The organism is Citricoccus sp. (assembly GCF_032154715.1).
GTDB lineage: Bacteria > Actinomycetota > Actinomycetes > Actinomycetales > Micrococcaceae > Citricoccus.
Window position 1 is genome coordinate 24,049 of the sequence record NZ_JALDXU010000003.1, and the last position, 19,829, is coordinate 43,877.

Annotated in this window: 24 protein-coding genes; 10 read left to right on the plus strand and 14 right to left on the minus strand. The window is 69.2% G+C overall.

Annotated elements, in window-relative coordinates; genetic code table 11:
- Window positions 1-30: 30 nt before the first annotated feature.
- Complete coding sequence (locus RUH65_RS01095) at window positions 31-1,104, minus strand: biotin/lipoate A/B protein ligase family protein (RefSeq protein WP_313815343.1); 1,074 nt, start codon at window positions 1,102-1,104, stop codon at window positions 31-33.
- A gap of 57 nt (window positions 1,105-1,161) precedes the next feature.
- On the opposite strand from RUH65_RS01095, the gene RUH65_RS01100 reads away from it, so the two are divergent.
- From RUH65_RS01100 to RUH65_RS01110, 3 genes are read left to right on the plus strand one after another with little or no spacing between them, the layout of a single operon-like run.
- Window positions 1,162-1,704, plus strand: a complete 543-nt coding sequence (locus RUH65_RS01100) for a sigma-70 family RNA polymerase sigma factor (RefSeq protein WP_313815391.1) — start codon at window positions 1,162-1,164, stop codon at window positions 1,702-1,704.
- Entirely contained in the window at window positions 1,704-2,384 is a 681-nt protein-coding gene (locus RUH65_RS01105; protein WP_396179383.1) for a methylated-DNA--[protein]-cysteine S-methyltransferase, read from the plus strand. Before RUH65_RS01100 ends, RUH65_RS01105 begins: the two co-directional genes overlap by 1 nt.
- A 14-nt stretch (window positions 2,385-2,398) precedes the next feature.
- Window positions 2,399-3,034, plus strand: coding sequence for a DNA-3-methyladenine glycosylase I (locus RUH65_RS01110; RefSeq protein ID WP_313815392.1), 636 nt, complete (start codon window positions 2,399-2,401; stop codon window positions 3,032-3,034).
- 131 nt (window positions 3,035-3,165) lie between these two features.
- Here the strand turns inward: RUH65_RS01110 and RUH65_RS01115 are convergent, their stop codons facing one another.
- The 4 genes from RUH65_RS01115 to RUH65_RS01130 all read right to left on the minus strand — a co-directional run bounded on the left by RUH65_RS01115 (window position 3,166) and on the right by RUH65_RS01130 (window position 6,045).
- Window positions 3,166-3,423 (minus strand): type B 50S ribosomal protein L31, encoded by a 258-nt coding sequence (locus RUH65_RS01115; protein WP_115931261.1) that lies wholly within the window; start codon window positions 3,421-3,423, stop codon window positions 3,166-3,168.
- A gap of 170 nt (window positions 3,424-3,593) precedes the next feature.
- Window positions 3,594-4,433, minus strand: a complete 840-nt coding sequence (locus RUH65_RS01120) for an RNA methyltransferase (RefSeq protein ID WP_313815345.1) — start codon at window positions 4,431-4,433, stop codon at window positions 3,594-3,596.
- A complete protein-coding gene (locus RUH65_RS01125; protein ID WP_313815393.1) occupies window positions 4,426-5,235 on the minus strand; it encodes a sulfite exporter TauE/SafE family protein in 810 nt (269 codons plus the stop codon). Before RUH65_RS01125 ends, RUH65_RS01120 begins: the two co-directional genes overlap by 8 nt.
- Window positions 5,236-5,280: 45 nt before the next feature.
- Entirely contained in the window at window positions 5,281-6,045 is a 765-nt protein-coding gene (locus RUH65_RS01130; RefSeq protein ID WP_313815394.1) for an ABC transporter ATP-binding protein, read from the minus strand.
- Window positions 6,046-6,176: 131 nt separating this feature from the next.
- Here RUH65_RS01130 and serB point away from each other — a divergent pair, with 131 nt between their 5' ends.
- The gene (serB, locus tag RUH65_RS01135) at window positions 6,177-7,085 is read left to right on the plus strand and encodes a phosphoserine phosphatase SerB (RefSeq protein WP_313815346.1); all 909 of its coding nucleotides are present in this window, start codon (window positions 6,177-6,179) and stop codon (window positions 7,083-7,085) included.
- Window positions 7,086-7,141: 56 nt separating this feature from the next.
- Here the strand turns inward: serB and RUH65_RS01140 are convergent, their stop codons facing one another.
- Entirely contained in the window at window positions 7,142-7,972 is an 831-nt protein-coding gene (locus RUH65_RS01140; protein WP_313815347.1) for an SDR family oxidoreductase, read from the minus strand.
- 5 nt (window positions 7,973-7,977) lie between these two features.
- Window positions 7,978-8,748: a 3-oxoacyl-[acyl-carrier-protein] reductase gene (fabG, locus tag RUH65_RS01145; protein WP_313815348.1), complete on the minus strand. Its 771-nt coding sequence runs from the start codon at window positions 8,746-8,748 to the stop codon at window positions 7,978-7,980.
- Window positions 8,749-8,904: 156 nt separating this feature from the next.
- On the opposite strand from fabG, the gene RUH65_RS01150 reads away from it, so the two are divergent.
- Genes RUH65_RS01150 through RUH65_RS01160 form a run of 3 tightly spaced genes read left to right on the plus strand, consistent with a single transcriptional unit; the run spans window position 8,905 to window position 10,606 of the window.
- On the plus strand, window positions 8,905-9,297 hold the full coding sequence (locus RUH65_RS01150) for a DUF3099 domain-containing protein (protein ID WP_313815349.1): 393 nt from the start codon (window positions 8,905-8,907) through the stop codon (window positions 9,295-9,297).
- A complete protein-coding gene (locus RUH65_RS01155) occupies window positions 9,294-9,629 on the plus strand; it encodes a hypothetical protein (RefSeq protein WP_313815350.1) in 336 nt (111 codons plus the stop codon). The genes RUH65_RS01150 and RUH65_RS01155 overlap by 4 nt, the downstream gene beginning before the upstream one ends.
- The gene (locus tag RUH65_RS01160; protein ID WP_313815351.1) at window positions 9,626-10,606 is read left to right on the plus strand and encodes an SURF1 family protein; all 981 of its coding nucleotides are present in this window, start codon (window positions 9,626-9,628) and stop codon (window positions 10,604-10,606) included. Before RUH65_RS01155 ends, RUH65_RS01160 begins: the two co-directional genes overlap by 4 nt.
- 34 nt (window positions 10,607-10,640) lie before the next feature.
- Here RUH65_RS01160 and RUH65_RS01165 read toward each other — a convergent pair whose 3' ends face one another.
- Window positions 10,641-12,239, minus strand: coding sequence for an ABC-F family ATP-binding cassette domain-containing protein (locus RUH65_RS01165; RefSeq protein ID WP_313815352.1), 1,599 nt, complete (start codon window positions 12,237-12,239; stop codon window positions 10,641-10,643).
- Window positions 12,240-12,378: 139 nt separating this feature from the next.
- On the opposite strand from RUH65_RS01165, the gene RUH65_RS01170 reads away from it, so the two are divergent.
- The 3 genes from RUH65_RS01170 to RUH65_RS01180 are packed head-to-tail and all read left to right on the plus strand — an operon-like array spanning window position 12,379 to window position 14,590.
- Window positions 12,379-13,035, plus strand: a complete 657-nt coding sequence (locus tag RUH65_RS01170) for a biotin transporter BioY (protein ID WP_313815353.1) — start codon at window positions 12,379-12,381, stop codon at window positions 13,033-13,035.
- Window positions 13,036-13,040: 5 nt separating this feature from the next.
- Entirely contained in the window at window positions 13,041-13,931 is an 891-nt protein-coding gene (locus tag RUH65_RS01175; protein ID WP_313815354.1) for an ABC transporter ATP-binding protein, read from the plus strand.
- A complete protein-coding gene (locus tag RUH65_RS01180; RefSeq protein ID WP_313815355.1) occupies window positions 13,928-14,590 on the plus strand; it encodes an energy-coupling factor transporter transmembrane protein EcfT in 663 nt (220 codons plus the stop codon). Before RUH65_RS01175 ends, RUH65_RS01180 begins: the two co-directional genes overlap by 4 nt.
- Before the next feature lie 73 nt (window positions 14,591-14,663).
- Here RUH65_RS01180 and RUH65_RS01185 read toward each other — a convergent pair whose 3' ends face one another.
- From RUH65_RS01185 to RUH65_RS01210, 6 genes are all read right to left on the minus strand, one after another.
- Entirely contained in the window at window positions 14,664-14,990 is a 327-nt protein-coding gene (locus tag RUH65_RS01185) for a metal-sulfur cluster assembly factor (RefSeq protein WP_313815356.1), read from the minus strand.
- Between the two features lie 10 nt (window positions 14,991-15,000).
- Window positions 15,001-15,765 carry a Fe-S cluster assembly ATPase SufC gene (sufC, locus tag RUH65_RS01190; RefSeq protein WP_313815357.1) on the minus strand — a complete coding sequence of 255 codons (765 nt, stop codon included), beginning with the start codon at window positions 15,763-15,765 and terminating at the stop codon, window positions 15,001-15,003.
- Between the two features lie 54 nt (window positions 15,766-15,819).
- Window positions 15,820-16,164, minus strand: a complete 345-nt coding sequence (locus RUH65_RS01195; RefSeq protein ID WP_313815358.1) for a non-heme iron oxygenase ferredoxin subunit — start codon at window positions 16,162-16,164, stop codon at window positions 15,820-15,822.
- Window positions 16,164-17,480 carry a Fe-S cluster assembly protein SufD gene (gene sufD, locus RUH65_RS01200; protein ID WP_396179368.1) on the minus strand — a complete coding sequence of 439 codons (1,317 nt, stop codon included), beginning with the start codon at window positions 17,478-17,480 and terminating at the stop codon, window positions 16,164-16,166. Before sufD ends, RUH65_RS01195 begins: the two co-directional genes overlap by 1 nt.
- A 2-nt stretch (window positions 17,481-17,482) precedes the next feature.
- Window positions 17,483-18,943, minus strand: coding sequence for a Fe-S cluster assembly protein SufB (gene sufB, locus RUH65_RS01205; RefSeq protein WP_313815359.1), 1,461 nt, complete (start codon window positions 18,941-18,943; stop codon window positions 17,483-17,485).
- Between the two features lie 121 nt (window positions 18,944-19,064).
- Window positions 19,065-19,805 (minus strand): ArsR family transcriptional regulator, encoded by a 741-nt coding sequence (locus tag RUH65_RS01210; RefSeq protein WP_313815360.1) that lies wholly within the window; start codon window positions 19,803-19,805, stop codon window positions 19,065-19,067.
- Window positions 19,806-19,829 lie beyond the last annotated feature (24 nt).

The following is a 19,829-nucleotide window of genomic DNA, read 5'->3' on the forward strand; positions in this document are numbered from 1 at the left end:
CGGGCCTGAGCCGACCCGAGCGCTCCGGGACTACGGCACGCGGGCCGTCCAGGCCGGCGTCGTGAACTTCGCGGCGGCCAAGGCCTCGGCGCGAGAGACCTCGTCCTCGGTGAGGTGCGTCCGGGTGGCCCCGTAGCGGTCGGTGAACGTGGACATCATGGTCTCCCAGATCTCCGGCCGCGTCAGTCCGGTCTGGCGGCGGAGCGGATCGACGCGTTTCTTGGCGGAGCGGATGCCCTTGTCCCGGATCTTCTCCCGGCCAATGCGCAGCACCTCGGTCATCTTGTCCGCGTCGATGTCATAGCTCATCGTGACGTGGTGCAGCAGCCCCCCGCTGGCCAGCCGCTTCTGCGCGGCGCCACCGATCTTGCCCTCCGGCGTGGCGATGTCGTTGAGCGGCTGATAGAACGCCTCCACGCCCGTCCTGGCCAGGGCATCCATGGCCCAGGCGTCGAGAAACGGGTAGGAGTCCGCGAAGCTCATCCCATCCACGAGGGATTGCGGCAGGTAGAGCGAGTAGGTGACACAGTTGTCCGCCTCCATGAACATGGCCCCGCCGCCGGAGATGCGGCGCGCGACCGTGATCCCGTGCCGCTCGACGCCCTCCGGATCCACCTCGTTGGCCAGGGACTGGAACGAACCGATGACGACCGCCGGCTCCGTCCACTGCCACAGCCGCAGCGCGGGCCGCCGCCGCCCGGCGGCCACGTCCTCGGTGAGGATCTGGTCCAGCGCCACCTGGGTGGTGATGGGCAACGGCTGCGGCGCGAGGATCTCCCAACTGTGGTCCTCCCACGTGGTCGCGTGGCCCAGGGCCCGGCGCACGGCCGTGGCCACGGCGGCCGGGTCGAAGCCGAACATCACGGTCCCGGGCCCGACGGCGGCGCGCACCGTCTCGGCGATGGTTCCGTGGGGGGCGCTGACGTCCAGCCCCCGGAGAGCGCGGTTGATGTCCTGCAGCGCCTCGTCCGGCTCGAGGAAGAAATCCCCGTTGATACTGGCCGTGACGACGGCCCCGTCGGAGACGGTCAGGTCCGCGATGACCAGCTTGCCGCCGGCGACTTTGTACTCGCCGTGCCGCGGGGATGCAGGAGTGGTGTTCATGACTCCATCTTCACACCTCACGTTCCGGCGAGCTGGCGCGTCTACTGTGTGATGACGATGACAGAACCGTTCGAACAGGCCGTCCAGCGGCACGGGGCCACCGTGTTGCGGGTGTGCCGAGCCGTGCTGGGGCCGGGCCCGGACGCCGACGACGCATGGCAGGAGACGTTCCTGACCGCGCTGCGGCAGTGGCCGGACCTTGCTCCGGGGATGAACCTGGAGGCGTGGCTCGTGCGGGTGGCCGGCCGCAAGGCGATCGACGTCCTGCGTGCCCGGAGCCGTGGTGCGGTGCCGATGGAAACCCTCCCCGAACGCCCGGCGCCGGACGGAGTGCCGGGTAACGGGGCGGACGGGCTCTGGTCCGTGGTGGCGTCCCTCCCGGAGCGTCAGCGTCTCGCCGTGGCCTACCACTACCTCGGGGGGCTCCCCCACGCCGAGACGGCCGCGCTGATCGGTGGCAGCGTGGAAGCCGTCCGGCGTGCCTCCTCGGACGGCATCCGGGCGCTGCGGGGGATCCTCGGAGCGGACGAGGGAACACCGGACCACACCGCATCCGTGCTCACCGCAGAACCCCGAGGACCGAGAGGACCACGCCGATGATGAAGACGATGACCACACCACCGACCATGCCACCCAGGGCACCCGTGCACACTCCGGGGGCGCCGGATCCGCTGGTCGGGACCGGACTGCAGGGGCGCTTCTCCGTGGCCGAGGCGGACCTGACGGCCCTGCGGGATCGGCTGTCCCACCTCGCCGCCGCGGAGGAACTGCTGGACCTGGCCTACCGGATCGTGGACAGCCCCGTGGGGCGGCTCCTGCTCGTGACCGGCCCCCGCGGCCTGATCCGCGTGGCCTTCGAGAGCGAAGGATTCTCGCAGGTGCTGAGCGGGCTCTCCGAGAGGATCAGCCCCCGCTTGCTGCACGCCCCCTGGAAGCTGGAGGCAGTGGCCCGCGAACTCGAAGAGTACTTTGCCGGACACCGCAGCCGTTTCGAGGTCCCCGTGGACTTCATCCTGTCCTCGGGGTTCCGGCTGGCCGTCCAACGGGAACTGCCCGGCGTCAGTTACGGGCAGACCACCACGTACCGGGAGCTCGCCGAACGGCTCGATAATCCCCGGGCCGTGCGTGCGGTGGGTACCGCCTGTGCCACGAATCCGCTGCCCGTGGTGGTCCCCTGCCACCGCGTGTTGCGCTCGGACGGCAGCCTGGGCGGCTACCTCGGTGGCCTGGAAGCCAAGACCCTGTTGTTGGAGCTTGAGAAGGAGAACGCCGCGGCATGAGTGACAGGGCAGAGATGACGACGGGCACCACGACTGGTACTCGTGATGCTCCTGATGCCGGTCTGGTGGTCGGTGAGGACGGCTTGGCCCGGCCCGTGTGGGCCTCCAAGGACCTGATGTTGCGCGAGTACTACGACGGGGAATGGGGTCTGCCGGTCCGGGACGAACGGGGTCTGTTCGAACGCCTGAGCCTGGAGGCCTTCCAGTCCGGTCTGTCCTGGGCCATCATCCTGCGCAAGAGACCGGCCTTCCGGGCGGCCTTTGCGGACTTCGACCCGGATGCGGTGGCCGCCTTCGATGACCGTGACGTGGAACGCCTGCTCGGAGATCCCGGCATTGTCCGCAACCGGGCCAAGATCCTGGCCACGATCGGCAACGCCCGTGCCACCATCGCCCTGCGGGACCAGGGAGGTCTGGCGGAGTTCATCTGGTCCTTCCAGCCGGCGGCGACACCCCAGCCCCGGACTGTGGACGAGATCCCCAGCCGGTCCCCCGAATCGGTCGCGGCCGCCCGGGCGCTGCGTTCCCAGGGGTTCTCCTTCGTGGGCCCCACCACCGTGTTCGCCCTGATGGAGGCCGTCGGCATCGTGGACACGCATCTGATCGGCTCGCACCGTCGGGGCACCTCGGGAGTCTGGCCCGCTGGGTAGCCCTTGAGCCGCACCGGTCGTTCAGCGTCGATGAACTTAAATGCGAAACCGGGGCCGATCCGGACGCTTCCCCTGAGGGGAGGTCCTGGATCGGCCCCGGTGCGCTGGGGCATCCAGTAGGACGGTAGGACCTACTTCTTGCCGCCGAAGCCCTTGAAGCGGGCGTTGAAGCGCTCCACGCGGCCGGCGGTATCCATGATCCGCTGCTTGCCGGTGTAGAAGGGGTGCGAGGCCGCGGAGATTTCCACGTCGATGACCGGGTAGGTGTTGCCGTCTTCCCACTCCATCGTCTTCTGGGACGTGGTGGTGGTGCGGGTCAAGACCTTCTCGCCGGAGGCCAGATCGTTGAAGATCACCAGCTGGTAATCGGGATGGATGTCAGTCTTCATGGGGAATCCTTCGGTGGCGCCACTGGATTTTGCCAGCGGCTGATGAGGAACGTGTCGTGGTTGACCGCGGTACGGCCAGCTACCCACTATAACGCATGGGCCCACGGGGCGTCATCCGGCGACCGGCAACGACACTGCCCTGAAGGCGGCCGCCACCTCACCGTGGACCCCTATCGCGTCACGTAGAAGGCGATAGCCGCCGCGGCCGCGACGTTGAGCGAGTCGACCTCGTTCATCATGGGGATGGTGACTCTCCGGTCCAGCCACTGCTCCGTCTCGGCCGCCAGCCCAGCACCCTCGTGGCCGAAGACCAGGGCGAGTCTCTCGTGTTCCTCGGCGACCAGATCGTCCAGCGTGATGGCACCATGCCCCAGGGTCATCCCGGCCACCGTGAAGCCGGCGTCCTTCAGTACCTCGATCCCCACAGGCCAGTCATCGATGCGTGTCCACGGCACGCGGAACACGGCGCCCATCGAGACCCGGATGGAGCGGCGGTAGAACGGGTCCGCGCAGAGCGGGGTCACCAGCACGGCGTCGATGCCGATGGCCGCCGCCGACCGGAGGATGGCCCCCACGTTGGTGTGATCGGAAACGTTCTCCAGCACGGCGATGCGGCGGGCGCCGGTCAGCAGCTCGTCGACCGGGCGAGGCACGGGCCGTTCCATGGCGGCGAGGGCACCCCGGTGCAGATGGAAGCCCGTGACGGATGCGAGCAGGGCGTCCGTGCCGGTGTAGACGGGGACGTCCGGATGGGCGGCGAAGACATCGGCCATCGAGTCGAGATACCGGTGCGCCAGGAAGAAGGCGTGCGGCCGGTGCCCGGCGTCCAGGGCCCGGCGGACCACCAGAGAGGACTCCGCGAGGTAGATGCCATGGGCGGCGTCCTGCCGGCGGCGCAGGGCGGCATCGGTGAGGCCACTGAAGACCTCGGCCCGTGGATCCGCGGGGTCGGTCAGCTCGACGGCGCCGACGGCCTCGAACGAACTGAGGGGCCCGTGGGACTCAGCCACCGAAGACCAGCGGCCATGCCAGGTTCACGAGGCCCGCCACACCGACGATCACGATGACCACGCGGAGCCAGAACGGTTTGATGCGGCGGCCGATCTTGGCCCCGAGGGACGCGCCGATCATGGAGGACACCGCGATCAGCAGCACGGCCCGCCAGTCGATGCGGTCGAAGGCGAAGATCAGGTAGGACACGGCGGCGATGAGGTTCACCGCCAGGGAGAGCCAGGTCTTGATGGCGTTCGCGTAGACCAGGGCCCCGGACAGGAACACCCCCATGATGCCCAGCAACAGGACGCCCTGGGCGGCCACGAAGTACCCACCGTAGATTCCCGCGGCGAAGATGAGCGCCCAGAGCACGGGTGACACCGGCCCCGTGGGGATCTCCGGTTCCTCAACGTGGTCTTCGCCGGCTTTGCGCCGGCGGACCCACCGGGACAGGGCGGGTTGGAAGACCACGAAGCAGATGGCCACGGCAATGAGGATCGGGGCGGCGATCCCGAAGACCTCCTCCGGCAGGACCATCAGGAGGAACGCTCCCACGAGGCCACCGGCGAGGGAGGCGATCGTCAGGGCGGGCAGCACGGCCTTGGAGGCCGCCAGCTCACGGCGGAAGCCGAAGACCCCGGACACGCCGGCGGCCACCAGGCCCATGGCATTGGACATCTGTGCGGTGACGGGCGGAAAGCCCATCGCCACCAGGACGGGAAAGGTCACGAGGGTGCCGGAACCCACCACGGTGTTGATGGTGCCGGCCCAGAAGCCTGCTAGCAGGATGATGATGACCTGCCACAGGTCCAGACCCATGACGTCAAGACCCAGAACGTCCACGCGGTACTCCCCCGGGGCCGGTCAGCGGGCTACGGCCGAGTAGCGGCCGTCGACCCGCGTGACCTTGAGGGGAAGGCCGAAAGCGGTCGAGAGGTGGTCCTCGGTCAGCGTCTGCTCCAGGGGTCCGGCGGCCACCACCCGTCCCTGGCGCATGAGCAGCGCGTGGGTGAATCCGGGCGGGACCTCTTCCACGTGGTGAGTCACCAGCACGAGGGCGGGAGCGGCAGGATCGGAGGCCAGTCGGGTCAGCGCCCGGACGAGGGTCTCACGTCCGGCCAGGTCGAGGCCGGCGGCCGGCTCGTCCAGGAGCAGCAACTCCGGGTCGGTCATCAGCGCCCGGGCCACGAGGACACGCTTGCGTTCGCCCTCGGACAGGGTGCCGAACCGGCGCTCCTCGTAGCCGCTCAGGCCCCACTGCCAGATCAGGCGGCGGGCTCGCTCCTCATCCACGGTGTCATAGGCCTCGTTCCAGCGGCCCATCACACCCCAGGACGCCGTCAGCACGGCGTTCAGCACCGTCTCCCCGTCGGGAAGCTGCTGGGCCAGCGCCGCGGAGGACAGCCCGATGCGCGGCCGCAGCTCGAACACGTCGACGGCGCCGAGCACCTCGTCGAGGATGCCCACCATTCCGGTGGTCGGGTGCATGCGGGTGGAGGCGACCTGCAGCAGCGTCGACTTGCCGGCGCCGTTGGGCCCCATGATGATCCAGCGCTCACCCTCCCGGACCTGCCAGCTGACCTCGGAAAGCAGGTCCTTGGTGCCCCTCCGGACACCGACCCCGGCCATCTCCACGACCGATTCACCCGACGGGGTGAACAGTTCGGGGTCCGTGGCGGCGCGCAGGGGCTGGGAAGAGGGGCTGGTCATGATTCAAACACTAGGCTAGAAACACCCCTTGAAGCACGAAAGGCCACGGCATGCCGCCCATTGTTTCCCCGTCCACCGGTCCGGACCTCATCGACTCCTCCCTCGGGACGGACCTGGTCCTGGTCTATGCCCCGGGTTCTGACGGAGCCGATGCCGACCCGACCTCGACCCCGCCGGTGGTGCCGGGCCATGCCGAACCGGTGGCCGGCGTCGGCTTCCACGGCTGGAGGTGGCACGTGCCTGCCGATGACGCGGCGGGCCGCCCCGACCGTGGCCTGCTCCCGGAGGGGCATGCTGTCGCCGTGGTGCCGGCCGCCGCCCTGGCCGCCCAGCCGAAGATGCTGGTCATGGATGTGGACTCGACCCTGATCCGCCAAGAGGTCATCGAGCTGCTGGCCGCCCACGCGGGCCGCGAGGCCGAGGTGGCCGCCGTGACCGAGGCGGCGATGCGCGGTGAACTGGACTTCGCGCAGTCGCTGCACCACCGGGTCAAGGCCCTGGCGGGGCTGGACGCGGCCGTCATCGACCAGGTGGTGGCCGCCGTCGAGCCCCAGGCCGGCGCGCGCGAGGTCATCGGTGCCTTCCAGGCCGCCGGGTGGCAGGTGTGCGCCGTGTCCGGGGGCTTCACCCAGGTCCTCGCTCCCCTGGCGGCCGATCTCGGCCTGGACCAGTACCGGGCGAACGACCTGGAGATCGTGGACGGTCACCTCACCGGCCGGGTCCTGGGCACCGTGGTGGACCGGGCCGTGAAGGCAGAGATGTTGCGGGCGTGGTCCGCGGCGGCCGGGGTCCCCCCCGAGGGAGTCATCGCGGCAGGCGACGGCGCGAACGACATCGACATGCTCCAGGCCGCGGGACTGGCCGTGGCGTTCTGCGCCAAGCCGGCCCTGCGCGCCCACGCACACGTCGAACTGGACCTGCCCTCCCTGGACGTCCTGCGCGTGCTGGCGGACCTGTAGCCGTCCGCACCACGCATTTTCAGTCGACTTCACGAAGTCGACTGAAAGCTCTCTGATCAGACGTGGTCGGGGTCGCCGGCCACGTCGAGGAAGTCCTGTGCGCCGCCGACGTACTCGGTGTGGCCGACCGGTAGTTCCCGGCTGGCAGGACCCACCACAGCGGCGATCTCCGCCGCGAACTCGGCCACCGAGTAGAGCTTGCCGGCGGCCTCGCGTCGGGCCTCGAGGGCACCGGGCTCGGCACGGTTGAGCATGGTGGCCGTGATGGTCCCCTCGATCATGTCCCCGGAGACCACCACGAAGCCGATCCCTCGATCCCGCAGCGCCGGAATCCGCTCGCGCAGGGCGACCTCGCCGGCGCGCTTGGACCGGGCCACCGGGACGTACGCGTCCATGGTGGGGACCGAGTCGATGAAATGTGCCTGGTGGCTCGTGACGAAGACCACCTGCCCGCCGGCCGGCATGACCTCGAGCGCGGCTTCGAGCATGGCCACCTGGGAGTCGCGGTTCAGCACGGTGGCGTAATCCTCTCCCATCGAGGTCTCCATGCCACCGGAGGCGTTCAGCACCAGGATGTCCAGGGACCCGAAGGTCTCTACGGCGGCGTCCACCATGGCCTTGCGGCCCTCGGCGGTGGTGATGTCCGCGCCCACGGCCACGGCACGGCCACCGGCGGCCTCGATCCCGGCCACGACCTTGTTCGCCCGGGGTGCCTTCTGGCGGTAGTTGACCACGACGCCGGCCCCGCGGGCCGCGAGCAGATGGGCGGTATCCGCGCCCACCCCCCGGCTGGAACCGGTGACGACGGCACCCTGGCCGGCCAGGTCCTGGGCGGTGGCCGGAGTGGATTCGGGGCCTGCTGCGTGCGCTGCGTTCTCAGAAGTCATGGGAATCAGTGTCCCATCCCGAGGCCGCCGTCCACGGGGATGACGGCACCCGAGATGTACGAGGCCTCGTCCGAGGCGAGCCAGCGCACCACGTTGGCGACCTCGGCGGGTTCGGCAAAGCGGCCGGCGGGGATCTGGGACCGGTACTGCTTCTGCAGATCCTCCCCCAGGGACTGGGTCATCTCGGTGTCGATGTAGCCGGGGGCCACCACGTTCGCCGTGATGTTGCGGGAGCCGAGTTCGCGCGTCAGGGAGCGGGCCATGCCGACCAGGCCGGCCTTGGAGGAGGCGTAGTTGATCTGGCCCGGGGAGCCCATGAGGCCGACCACGGACGAGATCAGCACCACCCGACCCTTCTTCTTCCGGATCATGCCCTTCGATGCCCGCTTGAGGACGCGGAAGGAGCCGGTGAGGTTGGTGTCGATGACGGCGGAGAAGTCCTCCTCGCTCATGCGCAACAGCAGCTGGTCCTGGGTGATCCCGGCATTCGCCACAAGAACCTCGACGGGACCGTGTGCCTCCTCGACCTCGGTGAAGGCCCGGTCCACGGACTCGGCGTCCGTGACATCGGCCTGCACGGCGAACAGGCCATCCGGGGCCTCGCCGGAGCGGGAGGTCACGGCGACCTTGTCACCGTTGGCCCGGAACGCCTGGGCGATGGCCAGGCCGATGCCCCGGTTGCCGCCGGTGACGAGCACGCTGCGCCCGGCTACCGGAGCCCCCGGTGTGTCCGGGGAATCGGGCGTGGGGGTGGAAACGGTGCTGGACTCGGCCATCGGGGTCCTCCTGGGACTGGTCTGTGGTGCGATCACTGCGGTATGTCAGGTCACTTCTCCGGTCCTCCACTCTAGGGCGGAAAGTGGGACAATGGACGGAACCGAAACCATGCTGGACGGTCGCCGGACCAGCACACAGCCTTGCAGGAGCGCCCCATGTCCACCCGTCACGTCCAGACCGGCCCGCAGGCCCGTCACCAGGGCGGGGACGACGACGTCCAACGGATCACCAGCGCCCCGGAGGCCGGACACGTGGACCGGGACGCCCGATTCGTCCGCTACGCGTGGCAGATGGGCATCCGGACGGCCTGTTTCGTCGGGGCCTTCTTCACCACCGGCTGGGTGCAGATCGTGCTCTTCATCGCGGCCATCGTGTTGCCGTACATCGCCGTCATGCTGGCCAACAACGGGACCGTGTCCAACGGACAGGTACTGGACGCGGTTCCTCCGGCCCCTGAGGGCACCCCGCAACTCGGGTCCCGGCTCGAGCTGACGGCCGCTCCCGAGACCCTGGTGGGTGAGACCGTGGACGACGACAGGGCCGCATGAGCCACGATGACCTCCTCGGTGCCCTGGACGGCACCCGCCCACCGATTCCTCCACCGACCGCGCCCGGTGGCCGGCCGGCGCCGGGACGGGGGGCGCGCAGCGGTCCTGCGGCGGATCAGCAGGTCTGCTCCCGCAAAGGCTGTGGCCAGCCGGCGGCCTGGCGCCTGGAATGGAACAACCCCCGGATCCACGCCCCCGAGCGGCGCAAGACGTGGCTGGCCTGCGAGGACCATCGGGACTGGCTGGCCGACTACCTGCAGTCCCGCGGACTGCTGCGGGACATCCTGCCCCTGGCATCGACCGGTACTGACACCCGCGAGAAGGATTCATGACCCAGACGAGCAACGACCGCGTCACGAGCGCAGACGCGGATCAGCGTGCCGAGAGCACACGGCCGGCCGACCCCGGCCGGCCGGGACAGAAACGTGCCCGGCTCGACTTCCGGTTCCTGCTCTCCCCCCAGTGGCTCGGCGGGCTGGCGTTCTGCGTCATCTTCTCCGTGGCGTGCGCCCTGCTCGGACAGTGGCAGATGGACCGCCGCATGGAGGCCGTCACCGAGATCAACAAGGTGCTGGAGAACTACGACGACGCCCCCGTCCCGCTGGCCGGCAACGAGGACCTCTTCACGGCGTTCGAGGCACCCCGCGAATGGACCCCGGTGGAGATGACGGGGCGCTACCTGGCCGAGGACACCCAGATCGTGCGCAACCGTCCGAAGGCCGGCAAGCCGGGGTACGAGGTCATCGTCCCGTTCCGCGCGGACACCGGGGACGTCATCGCGGTCAACCGCGGATGGCTGCCCATCGGCAACACGGCCGGCTGGCCCGACGTCGTCCCCGCTCCACCGGAGGGCGAGGCCACCGTGGTGGTCCGCACCAAGCCCGGCGAGCCCACCCTCGAGCGGGACGCCCCGGAGGGTCAGCTGGCCTCGATCGACCTGGTCGCCCTGGAGGAGGCCGTCGGCTACCCGATCGCGGACACCGCCTATGGCGAGATGGTCGAGGAGGACCCCGCTCCGGCGAGCCGCCCCCAGACCCTGGTGCCGCCCACCCTGGACGAGGGGCCGCACCTGTCCTACTCGCTCCAGTGGTTCCTCTTCGGCCTCATGAGCTTCGTCGTGTGGGGCTACATGGGCCGTCAGCGGGCCGTGAACGATCGCGACGACCGGGAACTCGGACTGACGGAGGAACAGGGGTACCTCTCCGCCTACCGGGCCCCGAAGCGCAAGCCGGTGCGGCGCCGCAACGGTCAGCCCACCGACGAGGAGGCCGAGGACGCCCTGCTGGACGAGGCGGAGGCCCGCCGGTAGGTCACCCAGCCGGCGGGGTCCGCACCAGGGGCGCTCAGGCCAGGGTGATGAGGTCCTGGTACGTGCTGTTCCAGTGGTCCTCCACACCGTCCGGCAGGAGCACCACTCGCTCCGGGTCGAGGGCCTCCACGGCGCCCTCATCGTGCGTCACCAACACCACGGCACCCTCGTAGGTGCGCAGGGCGTTGAGGATCTCCTGGCGTGAGGCCGGGTCCAGGTTGTTGGTCGGCTCATCCAGCAGCAAGACGTTGGCGCTGGAGGCCACAAGGGTGGCCAGGGCCAGCCGGGTCTTCTCACCGCCGGAGAGCACGCCGGCCGGTTTGGCCACATCGTCGCCCTGGAACAGGAACGAGCCGAGGACGTTGCGCACCTCGGTGTCCGCCAGGTCCGGCGCGGCGGTCTTCATGTTCTCCAGCACGGAACGGCTGGTGTCCAGCGTCTCGTGCTCCTGGGCGTAGTAGCCGAGCTTGAGCCCATGCCCGGCGATGACCTCGCCGGTGTCCGGCCGGTCCACCCCGGCGAGCATCCGCAGCAGGGTGGTCTTGCCGGCACCGTTGAAGCCGAGGATGACCACTCGGGAGCCCCGGTCGATCGCCAGGTCCACTCCGGAGAAGATCTCCAGGGAGCCATAGGACTTGGAGAGGTCCTGGGCCATGAGCGGCGTCTTGCCGCACTTGGCCGGCTCCGGGAAGCGGATCGCGGCCACCTTGTCGGCAGCCCGCTCCCCCTCCAGTCCCTTCATCATGCGCTCGGCCCGCTTGATCATGCTCTGGGCGGCCACGGCCTTCGTCGCCTTGGCACGCATCTTGTTGGCCTGCTCCATCAGGTGCGTGGCCTTCTTCTCCGCATTGGAGTACTCGCGCTTGCGCCGGGCCTGATCCTGCTCGCGCTGCAGCAGGTAGTTCTTCCAGCCCATGTTGTACGTGTCGATCACCTGGCGGTTCGCATCCAGGTACAGCACCTTGTTGACGGTCATCTCCATGAGGTCCACGTCGTGGCTGATCACGATGAATCCGCCCGGGTACGCCTTGAGGAAGTCGCGCAACCACACGATCGAGTCGTGGTCGAGGTGGTTGGTGGGCTCATCCAGCAGCAGGATGTCCGCATCCGAGAACAGGATCCGCGCCAGTTCCACGCGACGCCGCTGACCACCGGACAGGGTGTGCAGGGGCTGGTCGAGGATCCGGTCCGGCAGGCCGAGGTTCGCACAGATCGTGGCGGCCTCCGACTCCGCGGCGTACCCGCCCGACGTCGTGAATTCCGCCTCGAGCCGGCCATAGCGGTTCATGGCCTTCTCACGGATCGCATCATCCGCATTCGCCATGTCGTCCTCCGCCTGGCGCATACGGCGGATGATCTGGTCCAGTGACCGTGCTGAGAGAATGCGGTCCCGCGCCGTCTGGTCCATGTCGTCGACCTTGGGGTCCTGGGGAAGGTAGCCGACCGTGCCGCGGCGGGTCACATTCCCCCCGGCGGGCAGGCCGCCGCCGGCCAGGACCTTCGTCAGCGTGGTCTTGCCGGCACCGTTGCGCCCGACCAGGCCGACCTTGTCCCCCTTGTCCACCTTGAAGGTGACCCCGTCCATGAGCAGCCGGGCCCCCACGCGAAGTTCGAGGTCTGTGACGGCAAGCACGGGAGGGACTCCTTGAGGTGAATAGACTGTCCGGCAGGGCTGGCGGAACCCGCCAAGTCTACCGTCGCCGTCAAAACCGGGATGCCCGCCATCCGTGCAGCCGTCCCACCGTCGTCACACCGCTTCTGAGGAGTCCACCGTGAGCCAGACCGTTCCCGTTGCCGGCCGCAAGCCACTGGCGGTTCCCGCCCAAGTGGCCCTCGCCGGCGTCTTCGCCGCTCTGATCGCCGTGTGCGCCATGCTCCCCCCGATTCCGGTGGGCGGATTCGGTGTGCCGATCACCCTGCAGACCTTCGCCGTCATGCTGACCGGGCTCATCCTGGGCGCGCGGCTCGGCTTCCTCTCCGTGGCCCTGTACGTGGTGGTGGGTCTGGTGGGACTGCCGGTGCTCTCCGGATTCAACGCCGGCTTCGGTGTGCTCGCCGGCCCCTCCGGCGGCTACCTGCTGGCGTTCCCCTTCGCGGCCGCCTTGACCGGTGCCCTCTCGACCCTGGTCCTCAAACGGGGCCAGGCCGCCGCCGCCCGGCGTGCCTCCCGAGGCGCTGACGCAGCCGCCGGACGAATCGGCTTCGGCTGGTGGGCCCTGGTCTGGCTCTCGGCCATGGTGGGATCCTTCGTGTTCATCCACCCCATGGGCATCGGCGGGATGATGCTCGCGCTCGATCTGGACCTGCCCACGGCCCTGGCGGCGGACATGGTGTTCTGGCCCGGTGACGTCATCAAGAACCTGCTCGCCACGGCCGTGGCCGCCACGGTGATCCGGGCCTTCCCGGCCCTGGCCCTCCGACGGTTCTGAGCGGCGTGGAGTCCACCATCACACCGCACCGCGACAGCATCACCCAGGGCCGGACCGGCAGCCTGGGCAGCGCCGCCAGCGGGGGGACAACCTCCGGCCTGGACCTGCGCGCCGCCGTGGTGGATCTCCCCGGGGCCGCGCCGGGGCCCGGCCAGTCGGCCGGCTCTGAGGCCGGCACCGTCCGCGTCCTGGGCCCGGTGGACCTGGTGGCCTCCGAGCCCACGGTCGCGGTGATCGGCGCGAATGGCTCGGGGAAATCGACGCTGATCCGCCTGCTCAACGGCCTGATCCTGCCCGCCGCGGGCAGCGTGCGCGTGCACGGCCTGGACGCGGCCACGGACACCGCCGCACTCCGGGCGCGGACGGGGTTCGTCTTCACCGATCCCCTCGTCCAGCTGGTGATGCCCACCGCCGGCGAGGACATCGAACTCTCGCTGCGGCGCATCCACCGGCGCCGCGCGGAACGACGGGCGGCCGCCGAGCGGCTGCTGCACGAGCACGGCCTCGGCGGCCTGGGGCACCGCAGCATCTACGACCTCTCCGGAGGCCAGCGCCAGCGCCTGGCCCTAGCCTCCGTGCTGGCCACCGATCCCGTGCTGCTGGTGGCTGACGAGCCCACCACCCTGCTGGACCTGGACTGGACCCTCGAGGTCCAGGAGCTCCTGCTGTCCCTGCCGGGTTCTGGACGGTGCCAGCAAGTCGTCTACACCACCCATGACCTCGACTTCGCCGCCCAGGCGGACCGGTGCCTCGTCATCGCCGACGGGCGCATCGTCCAGGACGCCTCCGGGCCGGCCGCCGTTCAGTGGTACCGCACGGACGTCCTGGCCCGTCGCGGCCACCGGGGCGGCCGGGATGCGGACAGCGGCCGGGACCCGGGGTCGGGCGGCCAGTGAATCTGCTGGACTACCGGCCCGGCACCACCGCGGTGCACCGGTGCCCGCTGTGGGTCAAGTACGCCGTCCTGCTGGCCCTCTCGGCCGTCCTCGTCTTCTGGCGCCATCCGCTGGTCGTCGGCATCACCGTGGCGGTGGTCTTCGCCCTCTACCTGACGGCCTCGCTCCCCCGCGAATTCCTGGCACCCTGGCGCCGCGGCTGGCCCCTGCTGCTGTTCGCCGGCGTCGCCCGCTTCGTCTCCGGCATCTGGGGCCCGACGCCGGCCCCGCCCCTCGAGGCGCTCGGACCGGCCCTCGTGGTGGTGGCCGCGGTGTTCGGTGCCCTGGCCGCGGCGCGACTGCTGGTGATCACCACCCCGGGCACGGAACTGCTGGACGGCCTGGAGCGGTTCTTCGGAATCCTGCGCCCGCTCGGCGTCCACCCCGAGGCGGCGGCTCTGGCCGTCAACGTGATGATCCGGTCCATCCCCTGGGTGGGTGGTGCGGTCCGCCGCAACGCCGAGGCCCTGGCCTCGCGCGGGCTGCGGCGTGGACCGGTCCGGCTCATGGGACCGGTGCTGGTGGCGACCGTGGGGCATGCCCGCGCCACCGGTGAGGCCCTGGCCGCGCGCGGGCTGCCCGGGGACCACGGCGAGACAACAGAATCCCGGCCATCCTGACATTTCCCGGTGATGATTCTCGGGAAAGTTCAGGATGACCGGGATTCTCCGGCGCAACGGGTCAGACGTCGGATCAGATGTTGAAGCCGAGGGCCCGCATCTGCTCACGGCCGTCGTCGGTGATCTTCTCCGGACCCCACGGGGGCATCCAGACCCAGTTCAGGCGCCACTCGTCCACCATGGTGCCGATCTCGTTGCTGATCTGCTCCTCGATCATGTCCGTCAACGGGCATGCCGCGGTGGTCAGGGTCATGTCCAGGATCAGGGCCCCGTCCTCGGCGTAGTGCATGCCGTAGAGCAGACCCAGGTCCACGATGTTCACGCCCAGCTCGGGGTCCATGACCTCGTGCAGGGCCTCCCTGATGTCATCCAGTTCGGTCTGGGGTGCTTCAGTGGTCATGGGATGCTCCTCAGGCTCCGGTTGCAGCAGTCTCGAAGCGCTCGTAGCCCTCGGCCTCGAGACGGTCGGCCAGCTCGGCGCCGCCGGACTCGGCGACCTTGCCGTCCACGAAGACGTGGACGAACTGCGGCTTGATGTACTGCAGGATCCGGGTGTAGTGGGTGATCAGCAGGGTGCCCATGGCTCCGGTGTCCTGGGCGCGGTTGACGCCCTCGGAGACCACGCGCAGGGCGTCGACGTCGAGGCCGGAGTCGGTCTCGTCCAGCACGGCGAACTTGGGCTTGAACAGTTCGAGCTGGAGGATCTCCACGCGCTTCTTCTCGCCGCCGGAGAAGCCCTCGTTGACATTGCGGGCCGCGAAGGTCGGATCGATCTTCAGGTTCTCCATGGCGGCCTTGACGTCCTTGGTCCAGTGACGCAGGGACGGGGCCTCGCCGTCGATGGCGGTCTTGGCGGTGCGCAGGAAGTTGGTCATGGTGACACCCGGGATCTCGACCGGGTACTGCATGGCCAGGAACAGGCCGGCGCGGGCCCGCTCGTCCACGGACATCTCGAGGACGTCCTCACCGTCCAGGGTGATGCTGCCGGAGGTGACCTCGTAGCGGGGGTGGCCGGCGATGGTCGAGGCGAGGGTGGACTTGCCTGAGCCGTTCGGGCCCATGATGGCGTGGGTCTCACCGGTGTTGATGGTCAGGCTGACGCCCTTGAGGATCTCCTTGGGACCGTTCTCGGTCTCGATGGAGACGTGCAGGTCCTTGATTTCCAGGGTAGACATTCGTGTTCTCCTTGCGGGTTCCGCCGGTGGGGCGGGAAGTTCTGGTGTGACTGGTTACGAGTTCAGTGAGGCGCTGTTCAGCACGGTGGCGGTGTCGACCCACACGGAGTCGTCCTCCACGGCCAGCGCGTAGACGGCGACCGGAGCGGTGGCGGGCAGGACGTTCGGCGCGCCGGTGACCAGGTCGAAGGCGGAGCCGTGACCGATGCACTCCAAGGCGCACCCCTCGACGAATCCGTCCGAGAGGGACACCTCCTCGTGCGAGCAGATGTCGTTGACCGCATGGAGCGAGCCGTCGGAGGCCCGGACCACGGCGACGTCGATGCCGCCGACCGTGAACCGCTTGGCCTCCTCCGCGCCGATCTCCGCGACGGCGCACACGCGCTGACCGGCGGCCATCAGAGGCTGGCCACCTGCAACTCGGACTCCATCTGGGCGATGAGGGTCTCCTCGACGTCGGCGATCCCGATCTTCTGGATGATCTCGTGGAGGAAGCCGCGGACGATGAGCTCCCGGGCATCCTTCTCCTCGATGCCACGCGCCATCAGGTAGAACAGCTGCTCGTCGTCGAACTGGGCCGTGGAGGAAGCGTGACCGGCGCCGTCGATGAGGCCCGTCTCGATCTCCAGGTTCGGCACCGAGTCCACGCGGGTACCCTCCGAGAGGACGAGGTTCTGGTTCTTCTCGTAACTGTCGGTGCCCTCGGCCTCCTTGCGGATCAGGACATCGCCCACCCAGACGGTGTGCGCGTCCTGGCCCTGCAGGGCGCCCTTGTACAGCACGTTGGATTTGCAGTTCGCCACGGCGTGATCCACGAACAGGCGTTGCTCCAGGTGCTGGCCGGCGTCCGCGAAGTAGAGGCCGAACATCTGGGTCTCCCCGCCCTGACCGGCCAACCGGGACGTCGGGGTCAGGCGGACCACGGAGCCGCCATAGGAGACGGCCACGTGCTTGAACGAGGCGTCCTTGCCGATCCTGGCCTGTTGGGCGGAGACGTGCACCGCACCGTCATCCCAGGACTGCAGGGAAGTGACGTTCAGGCCGGCCCCCTCCTGCACGTCGAACTCGACGTTCTGCGAGACCACGGCGGACCCGCGGTGCTGGAGCACGACGTCGGCGCGCGAGTTCGGTGCGGCGACCACCAGCAGGTGCTGGGCGGCGGGGGCCGTGCCGGCGCCGGTGATGTCGATCCGCACCGGGGTGGTGGCCTCGACATCGGCGCCAATGGTCACGACGGTGGCCTGCTCGAAAGAGGCCCAGGCCGCAGCCGAGGCACGGTCGTCCGGCGTGAGGACGGAGCCCAGGCGGGCGTCGTCCCGGCCCACGGTCTCCACCGTGACGCCGTCGAGCTCCGTGACCGAGATGGCAGGTGCCGTACCGGTCAGACGGGCGTCGTCGCCGTCGGGCAGGTGTAGGCCGCCCAGGCGGTTCAGGGGCGTGAAGCGCCAGTCCTCCTCGCGGCCCGTGAGGGCCGGGAAGTCCGCCAGCTCGAAGCTGGAGAGGCGGTCGGCCCGGGAGGACCCGGGCTTGACCGGGCGCTTCTGGGAACCGGACGGCACGCTGTGCGTGGCGTGGCCGGCGTCGGACTCCGCGGCCACGGTGGCGGAGAGCTTCTCGCCCTCCTCCCCCATGCCGGGGATGACGGGCACACCGGCGCCGTCGGCGTCGATTTCCTCCGGGGAGGCGTTGTCAGTGGTGTTGACGGTCTGTGACACGCTCAGCCTACCGATCCTTCCATCTGCAATTCGATCAGCTTGTTCAGTTCGAGGGCGTACTCCATGGGCAGCTCACGCGCGATGGGCTCGATGAACCCGCGCACGATCATGGCCATGGCCTCGGTCTCGGACATGCCGCGGCTCATCAGGTAGAAGAGCTGCTCCTCGGAGACGCGCGAGACCGTGGCCTCGTGGCCGAGGGTGGCGTCATCCTCGCGGATGTCGATGTACGGGTACGTGTCCGAGCGGGAGATGGTGTCCACCAGCAGCGCGTCACAGACCACGGAGTTCGCCGCGTTCTTGGCACCCTCCATCACCTGGACGAGTCCGCGGTAGGCGGCGCGGCCACCAGAGCGGGCCACGGACTTGGAGACGATCGAGCTGGAGGTGTTCGGGGCCAGGTGCACCATCTTGGACCCGGTGTCCTGGTGCTGGTCCGCCCCGGCGAAGGCGATGGACAAGGTCTCACCCTTGGCATGCTCACCGGTGAGGTACACGGCCGGGTACTTCTGGGTGACTTTGGAACCGATGTTGCCGTCGATCCACTCCATCGTGGCGCCCTCCTCGGCCACAGCGCGCTTGGTCACCAGGTTGTACACGTTGGTGGACCAGTTCTGGATGGTGGTGTAGCGAACGCGGGCGTTCTTCTTCACCACGATCTCGACGACGGCCGAGTGCAGGGAGTCCGAGTTGTAGATCGGGGCCGTGCAGCCTTCGATGTAGTGGACGTAGGAGTCCTCGTCCGCGATGATCAGGGTCCGCTCGAACTGGCCCATGTTCTCGGTGTTGATGCGGAAGTAGGCCTGGAGCGGGATCTCCACGTGGACGCCCTTGGGGACGTAGACGAAGGAGCCGCCGGACCAGGTGGCGGTGTTCAGCGCGGCGAACTTGTTGTCACCGGCGGGGATGACAGTGCCGAAGTACTCCTCGAAGAACTCGGGGTGCTCGCGCAGTGCGGTGTCGGTGTCCATGAAGATGACGCCCTGCTCCTCCAGGTCCTCGCGGATCTGGTGGTAGACGACCTCGGACTCGTACTGGGCGGCCACGCCGGAGACCAGACGCTCACGCTCGGCCTCGGGGATGCCGAGGCGCTCATAGGTGTTGCGGATGTCCTCCGGCAGGTCCTCCCAGGACTTCGCCTGGCCCTCCGTGGAGCGGACGAAGTACTTAATGTTGTCGAAGTCGATGCCGGAGAGGTCGGCGCCCCAGGTCGGCATGGGCTTGCGGTCGAAGTACTTCAGGCCCTTGAGGCGCAGGTTGAGCATCCACTCGGGCTCGTCCTTCTTCGCCGAGATGTCCCGGACGACGTCCTCGTTGATGCCGCGGCGGGCATTGGCACCCGCGTCGTTCTGGTCCGACCAGCCGAACTGGTAGGCGCCAATGGCATTGAGTTCGGGGTTCTTCTCCAGTACCTCGGAGATCACGCCCGGGTCGGCGTTCTCCTTGATGATCTGATCGGTCATCGCTGCCTCTCTGGTGATCGAGCTGATGGTCTGTTGGGTCTGATCTCACGCGGTGTGAATCTGTGGAGTCCGGCGGGGCCGGGGTTCGTGTGGAGCCGCTTCAGGTCCGGCTCGGGGAGGCTCACGGCTGCGGCGGCTCGGTCTCGTCCGCGTCCCGGCCCAGCGGCACATGGGTGGTGCAGACGTGGCCGCCGGTGGGCAGGGTGGACAGGCGGCGCACGTCCACGCCGAGCAGGCGGGCGAAGAGTTCCGTCTCCTCCTCGCAGAACTGAGGGAAGTCCGCGGCCAAGTCCTGGAGTGGGCAGTGGCCCTGACAGATCTGCGCGGCTTTCAAGGTGGTCCGGCCCCCAGGGTTGGCGGCCAGTCCCACGGTGCGGACGCTGGCGGCGAAGCCCTCCTCCTCCAGGACCCCGGCCAGGGCGGCGGTGCGGTCCTTGAGATTCGACGCGGTGCCGATGGCCTCGCGGTAGCGGTCCTCGACGGCGGCGAAGCGATCCCGGGCCACGGAGCGGACGGCGTCCGCTCCTCCGACCTGGTTCAGTCGATGGAGGGCCTGCGCGGCGACCTCGAGGTAGTCATTGCCGAGGCGGGACTGTCCGGCGCGGCTCACCACGTACCGGCGAGACGGGCGGCCGGCGCCGCGGTTGCCGGAGACCAGCTTGACCTCGACGGCGCCTTCGTCGGAGAGCACGTCCAGATGCCGGCGGACGGCGGCCGCGGTCAAGCCCAGCAACTCGCCCACGCGGGCGGCACTGACCGGGCCCTGGGTCAGGACAACCTGGAGCACCCGGTCCCGGGTGCTCTCGCGCTGTCCGTCGACCGGGCCCGCGGCGGGCACGTCAAGTTGGCTGGTGGAATACACAACCCCCAGTTTACCTAATTAAGG